The organism is Microcystis sp. CS-574 (genome assembly GCF_028329095.1).
In the GTDB taxonomy this organism is placed as follows: domain Bacteria; phylum Cyanobacteriota; class Cyanobacteriia; order Cyanobacteriales; family Microcystaceae; genus Microcystis; species Microcystis ichthyoblabe_A.
The window spans coordinates 1-16,024 of sequence record NZ_JAQMSY010000124.1 but is presented as its reverse complement, the minus strand read 5'-3'; the positions used below and the strand labels follow the sequence as shown (position 1 = coordinate 16,024).

General features: G+C 42.6%; 10 protein-coding genes and 1 other RNA gene. 6 read left to right on the top strand and 5 right to left on the bottom strand.

Features of this window, described 5'->3' with window-relative positions; translation table 11 throughout:
- Window positions 1-235 precede the first annotated feature (235 nt).
- Complete coding sequence (locus tag PN470_RS09980) at window positions 236-2,032, bottom strand: N-acetylmuramoyl-L-alanine amidase (protein ID WP_272104453.1); 1,797 nt, start codon at window positions 2,030-2,032, stop codon at window positions 236-238.
- 197 nt (window positions 2,033-2,229) lie between these two features.
- Between PN470_RS09980 and PN470_RS09975 the strand changes: the two genes are divergently transcribed.
- The 3 genes from PN470_RS09975 to PN470_RS09965 all read left to right on the top strand — a co-directional run bounded on the left by PN470_RS09975 (window position 2,230) and on the right by PN470_RS09965 (window position 7,150).
- Window positions 2,230-2,664, top strand: a complete 435-nt coding sequence (locus PN470_RS09975; protein ID WP_002784120.1) for a peroxiredoxin — start codon at window positions 2,230-2,232, stop codon at window positions 2,662-2,664.
- 196 nt (window positions 2,665-2,860) lie between these two features.
- A complete protein-coding gene (locus tag PN470_RS09970; protein ID WP_271938015.1) occupies window positions 2,861-3,865 on the top strand; it encodes a glycoside hydrolase family 10 protein in 1,005 nt (334 codons plus the stop codon).
- 225 nt (window positions 3,866-4,090) lie between these two features.
- Complete coding sequence (locus tag PN470_RS09965; RefSeq protein ID WP_272104450.1) at window positions 4,091-7,150, top strand: N-6 DNA methylase; 3,060 nt, start codon at window positions 4,091-4,093, stop codon at window positions 7,148-7,150.
- A gap of 121 nt (window positions 7,151-7,271) precedes the next feature.
- Here the strand turns inward: PN470_RS09965 and cruG are convergent, their stop codons facing one another.
- Together cruG and cruF are read right to left on the bottom strand one after the other, a co-directional pair.
- Window positions 7,272-8,459, bottom strand: coding sequence for a 2'-O-glycosyltransferase CruG (gene cruG, locus PN470_RS09960; protein ID WP_272104448.1), 1,188 nt, complete (start codon window positions 8,457-8,459; stop codon window positions 7,272-7,274).
- A 1-nt stretch (window position 8,460) separates the two neighbouring features.
- A complete protein-coding gene (gene cruF / locus PN470_RS09955) occupies window positions 8,461-9,375 on the bottom strand; it encodes a gamma-carotene 1'-hydroxylase CruF (RefSeq protein WP_002755523.1) in 915 nt (304 codons plus the stop codon).
- 417 nt (window positions 9,376-9,792) lie between these two features.
- Between cruF and PN470_RS09950 the strand changes: the two genes are divergently transcribed.
- Window positions 9,793-11,337 carry a serine/threonine protein kinase gene (locus tag PN470_RS09950; protein WP_271938007.1) on the top strand — a complete coding sequence of 515 codons (1,545 nt, stop codon included), beginning with the start codon at window positions 9,793-9,795 and terminating at the stop codon, window positions 11,335-11,337.
- Window positions 11,338-11,404: 67 nt separating this feature from the next.
- On the opposite strand, the gene PN470_RS09945 is transcribed toward PN470_RS09950, so the two are convergent.
- Window positions 11,405-12,994, bottom strand: a complete 1,590-nt coding sequence (locus tag PN470_RS09945; protein ID WP_004161142.1) for a glycoside hydrolase family 57 protein — start codon at window positions 12,992-12,994, stop codon at window positions 11,405-11,407.
- Between the two features lie 147 nt (window positions 12,995-13,141).
- On the opposite strand from PN470_RS09945, the gene PN470_RS09940 reads away from it, so the two are divergent.
- A complete protein-coding gene (locus PN470_RS09940; protein ID WP_002755527.1) occupies window positions 13,142-14,296 on the top strand; it encodes a histidine kinase in 1,155 nt (384 codons plus the stop codon).
- Here PN470_RS09940 and PN470_RS09935 read toward each other — a convergent pair.
- Window positions 14,274-15,101, bottom strand: a complete 828-nt coding sequence (locus tag PN470_RS09935; RefSeq protein WP_103112126.1) for an alpha/beta fold hydrolase — start codon at window positions 15,099-15,101, stop codon at window positions 14,274-14,276. The two genes, PN470_RS09940 and PN470_RS09935, sit on opposite strands and share 23 nt — an antisense overlap.
- 300 nt (window positions 15,102-15,401) lie before the next feature.
- Between PN470_RS09935 and rnpB the strand changes: the two genes are divergently transcribed.
- Window positions 15,402-15,870: RNase P RNA component class A (gene rnpB, locus PN470_RS09930), an RNA gene on the top strand.
- Window positions 15,871-16,024: the final 154 nt, after the last annotated feature.

Sequence of the window (16,024 nt, the reverse complement as noted above, 5' to 3'; positions counted from 1 at the left end):
TTTCAAGACTCGGTTAACAATTTGTAATATTCCTTGTTGACACCCTTACTGACAAAGAAAAAACTGAAATCAAGTCAGGATAAGGGTTGGAGTGCTTACTGCAAAAATTGTTAAGAAAGATCCCTATAAGGGATAGCCTTATCAAGGGGGGCAGGGGGGATCGAACCTAAAATCCATTTTTAATTTAATTATAACCAGCTACTTAAGCTTATCTCCCTCGGATTGCCATTAAATTTTAACTGGAAGCAATTACCCCAGATTGTTGAAACCATTGGCTAATTCCGGCGGCTAAAACCTGCGCTAATTGTTTTTGTGCCTGAGGATCGGTAATCCATTCAAATTCTTGAGGATTACTCATAAATCCTAACTCTAATAACAATGAAGGACTACTATAGGGACGAGTTAAAGCTAAATTATTCCAAAATACCCCATAGGAAGGACGGTTAAGATTTTTGGTTAAATAATCGTGGAGAAAAACTGATAAATCCGCTGCTTGGGGATGATACCAAAATATGCCAATTCCTTGAGTATTTAAGGCATCTCCATCATCGGGTAAAGCATTATAGTGAACCGATAGTGCTAGGGTTGGTTGTAGATTATTAATCATCTCTACCCGTGCCGGTAGGGATAGTTCGATGTCCGTTTCTCTGGTTAAATAAACTGTTGCCCCCAATTTTTCTAACTCCCGTTTAATTAATTTAGACATAACTAAATTAATCTCTTTTTCTGTGTAACCCGTCGGACCGACAGCGCCAGTTTCTTTACCTCCGTGTCCGGGATCTAATAAAATAACTTTGCCCTGTAAATTATCACTTTTTTCCGGGGGATGACGCAGGGTTAAGATTAAATTTGTCCCCTGGTAACGAAGACTATAACCCCACTGTTGTTTTTGGTTAAGATTAAAAGTGTATTCTATCGTAGTCGGGTTGATTTGTCGCCAATCTAAACGTCTGACCAAAGGATTATCCACTAGAAAAATTGTATCGGTTTGGGCAATGGTATTATAAAGAGTCAAAATAAATTTATCATCTTCTTGTCTCACGGCGATGGGTACAGGATGGGAGAGGGGGAAAATAATTTCTGTTGCTTGATTGATACTGCGAGAAGAGAGACCACGAATATTAGCATTATCTAGGACTTCATTAACTATTAAACGGGTTTCTCGCTCTAAAATCCAACCACCATAATCTAACCGTAACCAATCCCCTTCTTTCCCGGTGACTCTCGCTTTCGTGCCTTGGGGTAAAGGAGTTAAACGGGAATAATTACTACCCGGCCCCGTGCGAGCTACTCCTTGGTCTGCTATAATTTCAATCACTGGTAAATTTTGATCGCTAATAATGTTAATTTCTCCTTGACCTTGTTGGCTAATCGAGCGATTATTTAATTGTGCTGTAAAAATAGGTTTTCCTAAGTTAGCCTCTTGCTTAAACTGCTGACAACCTCGATAGTAACCAGTTTTATCCTCGGAATTCGCTTGATTAAAATTAGTTAAAACTGCGGCATTACTAGGCAGTTTTGTGGTTTGAGTTTGGGGTAAAAGAGGTAAGATTTTATCTCCTAACTGCACAGAAACCTGAGCTTGGGGAGTGGCAATCGCACTAAAACAAATCCATTCCCCCACTAACCTCGTCTTATGGACAGAAGGACTGAGAGAGTTATCAGCAAAAGCTAATTCGTGGGGAATAACTGCTTGAGTATCTAGACGAATTATTTGACGATTAATAGTTTGGTTTTGATAGCGAATAGTGAAATTATTTTCGCCAACTTCTAGGGGAAAACTAGGGGCAAAATATCCTTTAGCACTGCGTTGAATCGGTTGATTATTGAGCAAAACTTGACCCGATGGAGGAGCAGAACCAATAAAAAAGATTCTCGATGCCGTGGTTTGATGATTATCGGGAGGATAAACAATCATTAATGAGGCAGATTTAGCGCTGATACTGTGATAAAAACCGATTAATAGCACTAAAACTAAACCGATTAAGATATTTTGCCCAAAAGTTCTCACCTTTAACCAGAATAGCCCCATATTATCCCCCTCTTAGCTGACAAATATTATCCTAAGACAAATTCTGGAGGTTTGTTGTTCGTCTTCTCAGTTGTACTGTATTTAAACTGATCGGGAAAATTTAGTACAAATGCTCTGACTTCTTCTCCCCTCTCCCTGTTTTTGACCCTCATCCCTTATGATCAATATAGATTAACTTTTGTAAAGGAATCGGAGTTATGGCTTTAACCGTTGGAACAATCGCACCGAACTTTACCACCACCGACGATACTGGAAAAACCGTTTCCCTGTCGGATTTTCAAGGTAAAGTCGTAGTTTTATACTTCTATCCCAAAGATGACACCCCCGGCTGCACCAAGCAAGCGCAAAGCTTCCGGGATAACTACGAACAATACCAAGACAAGGAAATAGTAGTCTTCGGGGTGAGCAGGGATGACCAGGGTTCCCATGCACAATTTAAAGAAAAATACAGTTTACCCTTCCAATTGCTCGTAGATACCGATGGTGCTATCACCAAAGCTTATGACGTCGATGGGGGTGGCTATTCTAAGCGCGTCACCTATATCATCGATGCAGAAGGCAAAATTAGCCATGTGGATGAAAAAGTGAATACCGCTAGTCACGCATCGGATATTCTCTGCGTCGTCGGTTAATTTTTCCTAAAATCTTTTCTGGGTGTGTTAGGGGGGCCTAATACACCCGATATCTATTTTTTAGTTCACTGATAATCAGTTTTTAATAACCGGATTGAGTATGACTAAATAGGGCCTGCTGATGAGGAACTGAATATCAAAAATCGGACTAAAATAATACTATTATCAAATATCTTGGTGGGATTAATCGGCAATCATGGTTAAGTTTAGCAAGTACCTAAAGAGGTTTGGGATTGTTGCTGGAGTGGCTTTTTTGTTGTTGGTTACTCACCGAGCGGCTCCCCGAAAGGCAGTGGAAAATGAGCAGATGAAGGGGGTTTGGTTAACCAATATTGGCACGATATTGTTACATCACACTACGTCCTTAGATGAGGTGTTAAATCATCTTTCGCAATCGGGTTATGACCGGGTGTATTTTAGTGTTTATGGGTTTGGGGGAACACTTTATCCGACTTCCCAACGTCCGACGAATTGGTTGTTTGTGCCGCCGTTGAGCAATCCCTGGAGGGCAGCGGTTAAGGAGTCTTTACGGCAGGGTTTGAAGCCATTTGCTTGGTTTGAGTATGGTTTGATGTTATCCCCTAAGGATCCCATTGCCAAAAAGCATCCGGATTGGCTATTAAAAACGCCCGCAGGGAAGACGGTGGTGGAAACCAATGTCTGGTTAGATCCGGCGAATCCGCAGGTACAATCCTATCTTTTGGGGAATATGGAAGATATTTTAAAAGAAAAAGATTTGGCGGGGATTCAGTTAGATGATCATTGGGCAGTTCCGCGTGTTTTTGGTAATAAAAGTCAGGCTTTAACGAATTTAACCCGCAAGTTGCACGATCATGTCAAGGCGATTAATCCCAAGTTGGTGGTGAGTCTTTCGCCTAATCCTCACTCTTTTGCGGTGAATAAATATAATCAAAATTGGTTGGCTTGGGTGCGTCAAGGGATTGTGGATGAGGTGGTCTTACAGATCTATCGGAAAACTCCCAATCAGGTGGCGGCGAGTCTTTCGGGATCGGGACTGGCGACAGCTTCCCGGTATGTGCCGGTGGGGGTGGGTTTATATGCGGGTTGGAATCCTGATTTTTCCTTAAAGGGTTTACAAGCTCAGGTGAGGACGGTGGAGCAGCAGGGTTATGGCTATTCGTTATTTTCTTGGGAATTTGTGGTCATGCGTCATCTTTTTAATCATATTCCTCGGTTTTAAGTAGGTAGGCTAGTATAATTAAGGGTGTTAAGTAAGTGGTTCTAATTAAATAGAAGATAGATTTTGCCTTCGATCTCCCCCTGCCCCCCTTAATCCCCCCTTGATAAGGGGGATATTTGACAATTTTTAACATCTACCTACTTATCTTGTGGGGAAATGATTACCTTGTCATCAAAAATTAATATATTTTTAAGGCTTACGATCTAATTTTTTGCTTTTACTAAAATGTCAAATGTTATTGAAATTGTCAAAAACTTAGCCAATAGAGAAGCCAAGCGCACTGAAGCCGATATACAAGCTGGCATCAGGGATTTATTACTTCAAGCTGCACTAGATCTCGATGATGAAGATCTTGATGTAAAACTTGAATCTCAATTGGGTGATCGCCGTAGAATTGATGTTGAAGTAGGATCGGTAGTCATTGAAGTCAAAAAAGATTTACGGAAAGCAAAAATTCTCGCTGATGCGATAGAGCAATTATCGGGCTATGTCGCAGTTCGGACGCAGCAAACGGGGCAAAACTATATTGGTATTTTATCGGATGGTTTGGAATGGCGGTGTTTTCATCTCAAACCATCAAAGGATTTTGTTGAAGTCTCTAAACATTTAGTAAATGCAAATAATCCCGATGCCGATAAATTAATTGCTTGGTTAGATGGTGTTTTGGCAACAAAGCAAGACGTTATTCCTACTCCAGAAGAAATCAATAATAAGCTGGGTGTAGAAAGCTCTTCCTATGCCATTAATCATGCAACTTTATTAAGTTTGTATGAGGAAAACAAAGAGCTTCCTACAGTAAAAATGAAGCGTCTATTATGGGCGAAACTTTTGACGACAGCGTTAGGTAGTCAATTCAAAGATAGTGATGAATTATTCGTTGAGCATACGTTACTGGTGAATGTATCTGAAATTATTGCTCATGCTGTTTTAGGTCTAAATGTTAATGATTTATCGCCCGCTTCTCTTTTATCAGGTTCTCAGTTTGAGATTAGCGGTATTTATGGCGTAATTGAAAGCGACTTTTTTGATTGGGTGATAGAAGTTGAGGAAGGTGATATTTTTATTCGTTCATTAGCTCGTAAAATTTCTCGTTTTAATTGGGGGGAAGTGGCCTATGACATTATGAAAGTCTTATATGAATCAATCATTGCTCAGGAATTAAGAAAACAATTAGGAGAGTATTACACACCAGACTGGCTGGCGGAGGCTATTGTTGAAAAAACAATTAAAGACCCCTTAAATAAGCGTGTTTTAGATCCGTCTTGCGGTTCTGGAACTTTCTTGTTTCATGCGGTTAAAAATCTTTTTAAAAAAGCAGCGCAAGAGAAATTGTCTCTGCGTGAATCTCTTGAAACTTTGGCAAGGAATGTTATTGGCTTTGATATTCATCCAGTCGCAGTGACGTTAGCTCGTGTAACTTATCTTTTGGCAATTGGTCGTGATAATTTGACTAATCCAAGCAGAGGGGAAATTAATATTCCTGTTTATTTGGCTGATTCTATGCAATGGCGACAAAAGCAATATGATCTATGGTCAAGAGATCACGTCATTATTGAAACGGATAGTGAAGGACAGTTATTTAAATCGGAGTTACGTTTTCCCCATGAGCTTCTAAAAAGTTCCCATACTTTTGATGAGCTTGTAAAAGAATTAGCAGATAAAGCTACTCAAAAAGATTACGGTAAACCGATACCTTCTTTAACGGGGGTATTTCGGCGATTAGCTATCCCTGAAAAGTTTCATGAGACGATTAAAAGTACATTTTCCGTTATGTGTGAACTCCATGAAAGCGGACGGGATCATATTTGGAGCTATTATGTGCGTAATTTGGTCCGTCCTGTTTGGTTGAGTTTGCCGCAAAATCGGGTTGATATTCTAATTGGAAATCCGCCCTGGCTTTCTTATCGGCATATGCCTAAAGAGATGCAACAATCATTTAAGGAAATGAGTGAAGAGCGCTCACTTTGGCATGGGGCAAAGAATGCCACACATCAAGATCTTTCAGCATTGTTTGTCGCTAAAACTATTGAAACTTATTTGGGTGAAGGTGGCAAGTTTGCTTTTGTGATGCCTAATTCAGTAACGGATAGAGAATATTTTGGAGGATTTCGAGAGGGGAATTATTGCCTAGGGAAAGGAGCAACAACATACGTTGAATTTGCAGAATCTTGGGATTTACGAAGACTAAGACCCCATTTTTTTCCTAGAGGTGCATCGGTTATTTTTGGTAAGAGATCTCAAAAACCTGTAAAAATGCCTTTGATTGCTGAATATTGGACAGGAAAAATCAACGAACCTAAATCATCGTGGAGCGTGATTAAAAAATCACTTAAATTCCCTAAAGAAGAAATAAAAATAGGCTCAGAAAATAAAATTTCTCCCTATCATTCCCAATTTTCACAGGGAGCTACAATAGTTCCTAAAGTTCTTTTATTTGTTGAAGAAAAAATATCTAGTCCGTTAGGTTTAGCTTCTGGACGTAAGTTAGTTCAGTCAAAACGATCTGCTAATGAGAAAAAACCCTGGAAAGATCTTCCTACTTTAGAAGGAACAATTGAAAGTGATTTTATCAGACCTTTATATACAGGAGCATCTATTTTACCTTTTCGTTGTCAAGAACCCGAATTAGCAATTATTCCCTGGAATGGAAAAGTCTTAATGGATGGAGAATCTGAATTAATTGATCTGTATCCTGGCTTATGTGCTTGGTGGCACAAAGCAGAAGAAATATGGGATGAATATCGAACTAATGATCGATTGACCTTACTTGAAAGAATTAATTATCAAAAAGGATTATCCCAGCAGTTTCCTATACCAAAAGAAAGAATTTTATACGCAAAATCTGGAATGCACATTTGTGCGGCTAGATTATCCAATAGACAAGCTATTATTGATCACAAACTTTACTGGGCAACGACTGAAAGCTTAGAAGAATCCCATTATTTATGTGCAATCTTAAATGCAGAGATTACAACTTTAGAAACTCGTCCTTTAATGTCTTATGGGAAAGACGAAAGAGATGTGTGTAAGCACGTCTGGCAACTTAACATCCCTAAATTTAATCCTCAAGATCAATTGCATCTTAAAATCTCACAAATTGGTCAAGCCCTAGAAAAAGATATTTCTCAACTTGAATTGAGAGATGTTTATTTTGCTAATATTCGTCAAGATATTAGAAAATATATAAGAAATAGTAGCCAAGGGAAAGAGTTGGAAAAATTAGTAGAAGAACTTTTACTTGCTAAAAAAGTGATTGAAACCGATGCCACCAAGGTTACTGATTAGATCAATCAACAACTCCAAACCTTAAATATTCAAATTTAATAGGGAAAAATTATGCAAACTTCATAAAAGAAACCCTTAAAGTTGGGTTTCTACGAAACTGAGGGCCTTCACCCTAACATTTTTAATACAATCGACCGCGCCAACTTTGGGGACGGGTAAAAGCAGAAATAAAAATGCGGATAACTGCCAGCGGATCCGCTAGGGGAGATAGCCAAAATAATCCCGAAGATAGATTGACTTTTTCGCCCCGATAGTAGCTAGGAGAAACAGCCAATAAAAGGGCAAAACGAATCAATAACAGCAGCAGGTTTAAAGTCAAGACAATTTTTAAACTCAGGAAATCGTAGCCAAAAATCAAAGCTGTGAGCAGTAAAGGAGTGATAATTATCGGTAATCCCTGAGTAAGAGCTAATAAAGCTAAATCGCCCCATAATTGCCCCTGATAGGAGGCATCTTTGAGGTCAAGGGATCTGCCCCATTCGCGCCAAGTTTCCTTGAGTCCTTCGTACATCCGCACGCGAATCAACTTCGCCCCATCGAGAAATCCCACCCGATAGCCTTTGGTTGCCGCTAGACGGGCGAGGGTGACATCATCGCAAAAAGAACCTTTTGCCCCGCTATAACCGTCTAAAGCCGCTAAAACTGACCGCCGGCAGAGAAAACATTGACCATTGGCCATGACTCGTTCGGGATCTTGCCCGCGCACTCCGGCCGCATCAAAGCGATAGAGCAAAGTCATCAATAAAGCCGGCTGTAACCACCATTCTCCCGGATAGGAGAGGATAAATTGCGGCGACAGGGAAACTAAATCGTAACCTTCTGCGATCGCAGCTTTGACCAAACTAGCCACTAAATTTGCTTGGGGTTGGGTATCGGCATCAATGCCCAAAATCCAGTCACTTTCAGGAGAACTAAACAAAAAACCATTGTGTAACGCCCAGGGACGACCTACCCAATCGTAGGGCAAAGGATCATCGGTTTTCAAGCGAAAGCGGGGGTCTTTTGCCGCCATCTCTTTGACTTTTTCCCGCGTACCATCTTGGGAATTGCTATCGACAATCAGAATTTCTCGCACTTCGTAACTCTGTTGACTCAATCCCTGTAAACAACCGTCAATCCTGGCCACTTCGTTTAACGTCGGCACAATCACGCTTACCGTCCCTAACATCTCCGGGGTGGGGGGTTGGGGAGTCAGGGGAGGACGACGACGCGCCCCTTTTAGCAGACGGGAAAGAAGGATAAAAAAGGCAACAGCCTGAGACAGCAGTAGCCCCAGGCAGAATGCACCGAGAATTATCTCAGTTAACAACTTATTTGGCTCCTCTCACCGAAACAACGGGGATTTTTAGGGTTGTTACTTCGCTTGTCGGCACTGTTTGCCCGGAAGCAACAGCCTTGGCGCGATTGTAGAGGAGTGTTAAAGGCAGAATACCGGTGAGTAATCCTAAGAAAATCGGCGGATAAATACCGGCACCCATACTCATGACCGTAGCAAAGCCAAAATTACCCAAATACATCACAAAAGGCAGGGTTAAATCTTGACTTGGCAGTTTCACCGGTTGCACTTGCCAAATTAAAGTGGCTACCGTCATAAAAACACAGCCCGTGCCAAACCAACCGGCAAAATTTTCATAGGGCATCCCAAAGAAGGCCCCCGGTTGTTCCCAAATCCAGAAGGGTATGGTAGTTTGACTCATGGCCGGATCTAGGACAAAATCCCAGGAAGTTAATAATACCGCCCCGATAGCGATCGATCCTAGATTTTGTAGCCACTGGGGTATAGCAAGAGTGGATAAACCAACACGAGCGATAATATAGGCACTAAAACCGAGATAAAACCAAGATAGGGGGATAGTAAAGGGGACTAAACCCGCAATTTTGTAACCTAAGCCCGAAAGATAACGATAATGACCGAAAGGAAAGCCGGTACTGGTTCCTAATAGTTCGCTACAAAGGGATAAACTGATAGCGGGAACCATGAATCCTAACCAGTGCCACACTCCTAGAGTCCGATAGGCATAAACAGCCACGGCTGCCATTCCTAACACCATATACACCACACCCCCCCCAGCCATTGACCAAGCAAAGAAGGTTTTGCCAAAATCTGGTAAATTGACCACAAATTCGGGATGGGGCAGAACTAGCAACAATCCGGCTAGTCCAAAAGCCATCGATACAATATGACCGATGAGCAGAGCTTTTTCGATCGCAATTAGTCGTCTCATTAAATCTCTAGCGCTGCGAAAGGATAATCATTTTCAAGTTTACAAATCTTTATTAAAGGATTATTACGCAGATCGGTCACTTGCGGCAAAAAAGTTTTACGCGGGTTAGGGATTTGCCTGTATTAGTTGTTTAGGAGTCAGTAGGCAGCAGTCAGGAGGGAGGAAAATCAATTAAATGGTTTATTTAGAGATTTTATGTTACCTTATACTTAGTTTTTTCATTTTTTTCAACCCCCAAAAATTAATTATGCTAGGGGCAATGGCTAAAAATGCCTGACAATATATATTCACAATCATGTTTTTAGCCTAAAAAAAGGGCATTCTAGAGTTAAGTCCTCTTGATCACTGAGGAATTGCAGCGGTTCTTTAAGAAACTCTCTCCATCAGACTCACTATAATTAAAACGTTAGCCTAGCTATGTCGGCAGAATCTAGACATCGGCGCCTGCTTGCCAATCGATACCAACTGGTCGAGTTGATCGGTAGCGGTGCCATGGGACAAGTATATCGAGCGGAAGATAAACTATTAGGTGGCGTAACCGTCGCCGTGAAATTTCTCTCGCAAACTCTCCTCAACAAAAGAATGCGTGAGCGTTTCGAGCGAGAGGCAACTATTTCGGCACTTTTAGGCGAAAAAAGTATTCATATTGTTAAAGTTCGTGATTATGGTATAGATGAAAAGGAAGTCCCCTTCTACGTCATGGAATTTTTGCGGGGGGAAAGCATAGGAGAAATCATCAAATATCACCCGCTGCCTCTCTCGCGCTTCTTTCATCTCACCCGTCAGATTTGTTTCGGCATCGAATGCGCCCATAAGGGTATTATCTTCCAAGGCGAGATCTGTCCGATTATTCACCGGGACATCAAACCTAGCAATATTATCGTGGTTCAGGACTCAGGATTAGGAGAATTGGTGAAAATTCTCGATTTTGGCATCGCTCAACTCATCCAGTCGGGAGAATCCCAAACCCAATCGTTTATGGGAACCTTAGCCTATTGTTCCCCAGAACAGATGGAAGGTAAAGAACTCGATCATCGTTCCGATATCTACAGTTTCGGGATCGTGATGTACGAGATGCTCACGGGAAAAACGCCCTTTTTTCCCGATAATTCTTCCTTTGGCGGTTGGTATGAGGTGCACCACTACGCTGAACCCCGTCCCTTTAATCCTAGCTTGCAATTACCGCCAGAATTAGAACAGTTAATCCTGCGCTGTTTAGCCAAGGCACCCAGCGATCGACCGCAAAGTGTTACAGATATACTACAACTTCTCGAACGACTCGAACCCCTAGTCAAAAATAATCAACCGAATAAATTGCATCGTATCGGTGAAATAGTCAAAAAAATCGACGATTACACCGCCAAAACTAAAACCCTTGATGATTTAGATCGAACCAGTGTTGCTGTCGCGAATACCAAGGATATCTGTCTCAAGTCCAGTTGGCCCGAAGATAAACCGCGCCAAAAAATCGTCTTCCCACGCTGTATCAAGGCTGCCGACGGCGTTTTTGCCAGTTTATGGGTAATGTTGGATCGAGAAGATATCCCCGTCCGGGTTGCTAGTGTCCGTTATAATCAATTCCTCTTCTTACCCACACCCCACCCGATGATTCTCTGGATTACTGTCCTCTATCATCGTCAACAGGGACCCCGCTGGTTGCCCTGTTATTTGGACTTAAAAACCCCCCAGGGTCAAAAAATGACCAAAACCCTTGCCGAAACCGGTCAATACTGGATTTTATTTTTCTCCCTCGAAGGTGGCCCAATCTGTGAAAATGTGATCACCGCTAATATTCCCGCCAATCAATGCCAAATTTTGCAGCAATGGGTGAGAGATAGTCAATTAGCTCCAGTGGGCAGCCCGCAAATTAGCAAGCAGACGTTAAAACAGAAACTGGAGGAACTTAAACCCAAAATTCTGGCCAAATTAGAGTCGGAATTAGCCCAAGGCATACCAATTTAACTTTCTAAAAAATCAAATCGGGGGGGTATTAACTAACCCCCCCTTTTATCTATACTACTCACCCAGATTATAGAGGTCGATAGACACGGTAATCAATATTGGGGAAAATATTATCGATTTCCTCGACTTTTTCCAGCCAACCAGAGTCAATCTTCTCGGATTTCACATCTTCATAGATTTTATTTAACCGCAGCAGATGGGAACGAGTGCGCCGGACAGCATAGGGAACCATGGTACCGGTTCGCATAATAAAAGCCCAGTCAGAAGATTGCGCTAATAATAACTCCCGGGCCGCCTGATTTAAAGCCCGTTCCTGCAATTCATCCTCCGCTTCATGATGACTTAATTCAATCATCCGTTCCGTGCCTTTGTGCAGGTGAGGATAGATCCAAGCGTTGGTTTCATTTAGCCAGTATTCGTGAAAACCCTTATAACCCCAACTGGATTGGGAAGGACGACAGACCTGCTGATGGGGGTTAGACCGGAGATAATCGGCTAAATGGGTCATTTGGTAGATATTTTGGTCATACCAAGACTTACGGAACAGAAAATCAATAAACCAGGGTCCCTCATACCACCAGTGACCGAATAACTCGGCATCGTAGGGAGAAACCACCAGGGGAGGACGGCCCATTATTCCGGCTAAACTCTCCACTTGCCGCTCGCGATTATACATAAAATTGCCCGCGTGTTCGGCGGCTTTTTCTTTGGCCCAGTAGGGGTCATAAAGCCCTTTTTCCGATAAACCACCGTCCCGGCTAGTAATTTTGTGGTATTTAATGCCTATATTCTTGCGTTGACCGTTGGGCATGATATAGGGCTTAATATACTCGTATTCCGCTTCCCAGCCCAAATCTTTATAGAATTCCCGATAAACTATATCCCCCGGATAACCGACTTGGGAAGACCACACCTGTTGGGAAGATTCATGGTCACGACCGAAAGCAGCCACCCCAGTTTCCGTGAAAATGGGCGCGTAACTGCCGTAACGGGGACGAGGACGACCGTAGAGAATACCGTGGCCATCGACGAGGAAGTAACGAATGCCCGCATCGGCTAACATTCTTTCTACCCCTTCATAGTAGGCACATTCCGGCAACCAAATGCCCTTGGGACGACGACCGAAATTTTCTTCGTAGTGTTGACAGGCCACCTCAATTTGCGCCCACACCGCTTGTGGGTACATTTTCATCAGGGGCATATAACCATGGGTCGCACCACAGGTGATAATTTCTAGGTTATTACTGTCGAGGAATTGTTTAAAGGCTTTGACCAGATCTCCATCGTATTTTTCCCAAGTTTGTCGGATACTTTGGAAGGATTCAGCGTAATATTCGGCTAAGTAGCGAATATGACCATTATGTTGATTATGGTCGATTTCTTTAGCAATTAATTCTTCTAACTTACCTAAGTGTTCTTCATAACGCTCTTGCAGTAACGGATCCCGCAGCATCGACACCAAAGGCGGAGTCATGCTCATGGTCATTTTAAAATCGATACCATCCCGCTTGAGACCTTCAAAAACTTGCAGGAGAGGGATGTAGGTTTCTGTGATTGCTTCGTATAACCATTCTTCTTCGAGGACGTAATCGCTTTCGGGATGGCGGACGAAAGGGAGATGCGCGTGGAGAACTAGGGCAACATAGCCAAAAGCCATAGGATTTCTTCTTAGAATTAAGGAATAAAACTTTAAGATTAGGTTGAGTAGATTTTATACTATCTTAAGCTTCTACAATAAAGAATATGATAAAAGTCGATCGACGATCGATCGATCCCGTTAATCCCTAGATTTACTAATTTTCCGATGCTCCCATCTAACGAGCCACTGACTGCTTTAGGAAGAGAGACGACAACGCCTCTCTCGATTCAACTTTTGCTATTTGTTGATGACCGTCCCAGTTCTCAAGAAATTATCCGTCAAATTCAGTCCTATCTCCAGTCTTTACAGTCTGATTACCCAATTGACCTACAAATCATCGAAATTCGCCAGCAACCTCATTTAGTCGAACATTTTCGCCTTGTAGCTACCCCCGCCTTGGTCAAAATTGCCCCCGGTCCCCGTCATACCCTCGCGGGCAGCAATCTGGTGGAACAGTTTAAAAAATGGTTGGTACGTTGGCAAAAAGCGATTAAAGAGGAGATTAAAAATGATCACGCTGAGGATGGACAACTTCAAGAGGTGGAACATTCGGGCGAACTCATCCGCATTGCCGATGAGGTTTTTCGTCTCAAACAGGAAAAGGAAGAATTATTAGAACAATTAAAATTTAAAGACCAAATTTTGGCTATGTTAGCCCACGATTTACGCAGTCCTCTCACCGCTGCTTCCATCGCTGTGGAAACCCTCGAATTAGCCTATCATCAACCGGATACGGAGCGCAGTCTGCAATTACGAGAACAACTGCACCAACAGGCCCGCAAACAGTTCCGGATTATGAACCGTTTGATCACAGATATTCTGCAAGCTTCTAAGAGCATGGCGGCGCAATTCACTCTCCACCAGAGTAAATTTTATCTGCAAGGTCTTTGTCAGGAAATTTTGTCTCAATTTACCGATACTTTTCAGGAAAAGACTTTAATTCTCCAAAGCGATATCCCCCAAGATTTGCCCCCCGTCTATGCTGATGAGGAGTTAATCCGACAGGTGATTATTAATCTCTTGGAGAATGGGATCAAATATACTCCCGCTGGCGGCGCAATTACCCTTTCCGTCCTTCATCGTACTACTCAAAAAGTACAGGTGAGCATCAGTGATACTGGCCCCGGCATTCCCGAAGAGAAACAAGAGCATATTTTTGAGGGTCATGTGCGTCTCAAACGGGATGAGGGTAAAGAAGGTTATGGCATCGGGTTATCGGTCTGTCGCAAGATTATTCGCGCCCACTACGGTCAAATTTGGGTGGATAGTGTCCCCGACCACGGCAGTAGTTTTCACTTCACTCTGCCAGTTTATCGCTAAAATGTTCCGCTAACCAATTATCAATGTCCCCTAAAACTAGGTCGGGGATTTCCCAGGGGAACAGATGGGCCGTTTCTGGGTAACATTTCCACTGAGACAGTTTCAGGTTTTCGGCCGTTTCTTGGCTCGAGGCACTGGTAATATGGCGATCATTTGCCCCCGCCAGAACTAAGCAGGGAATTGTGATTTTGTCAAGAGATTTTAAACAATTGTAACCTTTTTTTAAAGCCCGATTTAAAGCGCGATTAGCAGCTGGAGAAGTGCCTAAGTAGGCGGGAACAGCATCTTGAGCGAGATATTGATAGGATATCGCTTGATGTTGTGAAAAAAGGTACTGAAACAGCGAACGACGGGCAAAAGTATCAATATTCCAACGCCATCCCGGTTTAATCTGATTGAGAATTGCCGCCATCCCCGTCAAAATCAGATCTGTGGTGGTGATAGGAGGATGACTACCCCAAGGCCGTGCGGCCGAGGCCACGAGAATTAAACCAGGAAAGCGATCGGGATGCCGCAATACTAATTCCAGTGCGATTATACCCCCCAAAGACCAACCGAGAATTAAACATTGCTGGATTTTTTGGCGATCGAGCAGCTCGATTAAATCCTCTAGATGTTCTTCTAGCTGAAAATCCGGGCGATAACGACTTTTACCGTAGCCGCGCAGATCCGGGGCCAGGGTTTGCCAACGTTGGCAAAAATGATCGGTAAATACAGACATACTACCTGCCGAACCGGGATGACCGTGCAGACAGAGAATCGGATAGCCATTACCTTTGATCTTAACGTTGAGAGCGATCGACATTGATCAGTTATCAGTTATCAGTTATCAGTTACCAGTTACCAGTTATCAGATTTGAGTTTTAAGTGAGCAGTATGTAAGTACCTAAGCAAAATTAATTACACACATCTAACCCCGCTCTTGCCTCTTGCCTCTTGCCTATCTTCACTAGGAAATTAATTTTGCACGACTACTTATTAAGCGAGCAGTATTAAATAGCAGTTTCCTGCTGTCTTTTCACTGTTCACTGTTTACTGATCACTGATTATTGACTAGGATATATGAGCGATCGAGTCTCTGGTAAGTCATACTAGAGAATAGGAGAGAGTTGGTCTAGAGGTTGCGGGGTCATTTGATTAATGATTCCGAGGAAAGTCCGAACTCCCGAAAGACCACACTTGCTGGATAACGTCCAGTGCGCGCGAGCGTGAGGATAGTGCCACAGAAAAATACCGCCCCCTTTTTTCAGTGATTAGTAAACAGTAACGAAAGTAAATTCACTGATAACTAATAACTTTCCACTGATAACTGATACCTGATAACTGATTGGGGGTAAGGGTGCAAAGGTGCGGTAAGAGCGCACCAGCAGTATCGAGAGGTACTGGCTCGGTAAACCCCAGTGGGGAGCAAGGTGGAGGGACAAAGGTTGGTCTTTTTCCTGTCCCGTTTTTAGGAACCGCTTGAGGTAATTGGTAACAATTATCCCAGATAGATAACCTCTATTCCAACAAAGGTAAAAGCAATTTTACTGCTGTTGGGAAATACAGAATTCGGCTTATGTCTGACTCTCTCCTTTATCAGTTATCAGTTATCAGTTATCAGTATTCAGGAGTTAGTTATCAGGAGTCAGGAGTCAGTATTCAGGAGATAGGAGATTGCTTTTATTTATTCTCCCCACACCCCACACCCCACACCCTACACCCTACACCCTACACCCTACACCCCAC

What these genes read in the sequence shown, in the direction of transcription:
- PN470_RS09935 (WP_103112126.1), bottom strand. Translation starts at nt 15,101, where the DNA reads ATGTCGATCGCTCTCAACGTTAAGATCAAAGGTAATGGCTATCCGATT.
- PN470_RS09940 (WP_002755527.1), top strand. Translation starts at nt 13,142, where the DNA reads ATGCTCCCATCTAACGAGCCACTGACTGCTTTAGGAAGAGAGACGACA.
- PN470_RS09965 (WP_272104450.1), top strand. Translation starts at nt 4,091, where the DNA reads ATGTCAAATGTTATTGAAATTGTCAAAAACTTAGCCAATAGAGAAGCC.
- PN470_RS09970 (WP_271938015.1), top strand. Translation starts at nt 2,861, where the DNA reads ATGGTTAAGTTTAGCAAGTACCTAAAGAGGTTTGGGATTGTTGCTGGA.
- PN470_RS09945 (WP_004161142.1), bottom strand. Translation starts at nt 12,994, where the DNA reads ATGGCTTTTGGCTATGTTGCCCTAGTTCTCCACGCGCATCTCCCTTTC.
- PN470_RS09980 (WP_272104453.1), bottom strand. Translation starts at nt 2,032, where the DNA reads ATGGGGCTATTCTGGTTAAAGGTGAGAACTTTTGGGCAAAATATCTTA.
- PN470_RS09950 (WP_271938007.1), top strand. Translation starts at nt 9,793, where the DNA reads ATGTCGGCAGAATCTAGACATCGGCGCCTGCTTGCCAATCGATACCAA.
- PN470_RS09975 (WP_002784120.1), top strand. Translation starts at nt 2,230, where the DNA reads ATGGCTTTAACCGTTGGAACAATCGCACCGAACTTTACCACCACCGAC.
- cruF (WP_002755523.1), bottom strand. Translation starts at nt 9,375, where the DNA reads ATGAGACGACTAATTGCGATCGAAAAAGCTCTGCTCATCGGTCATATT.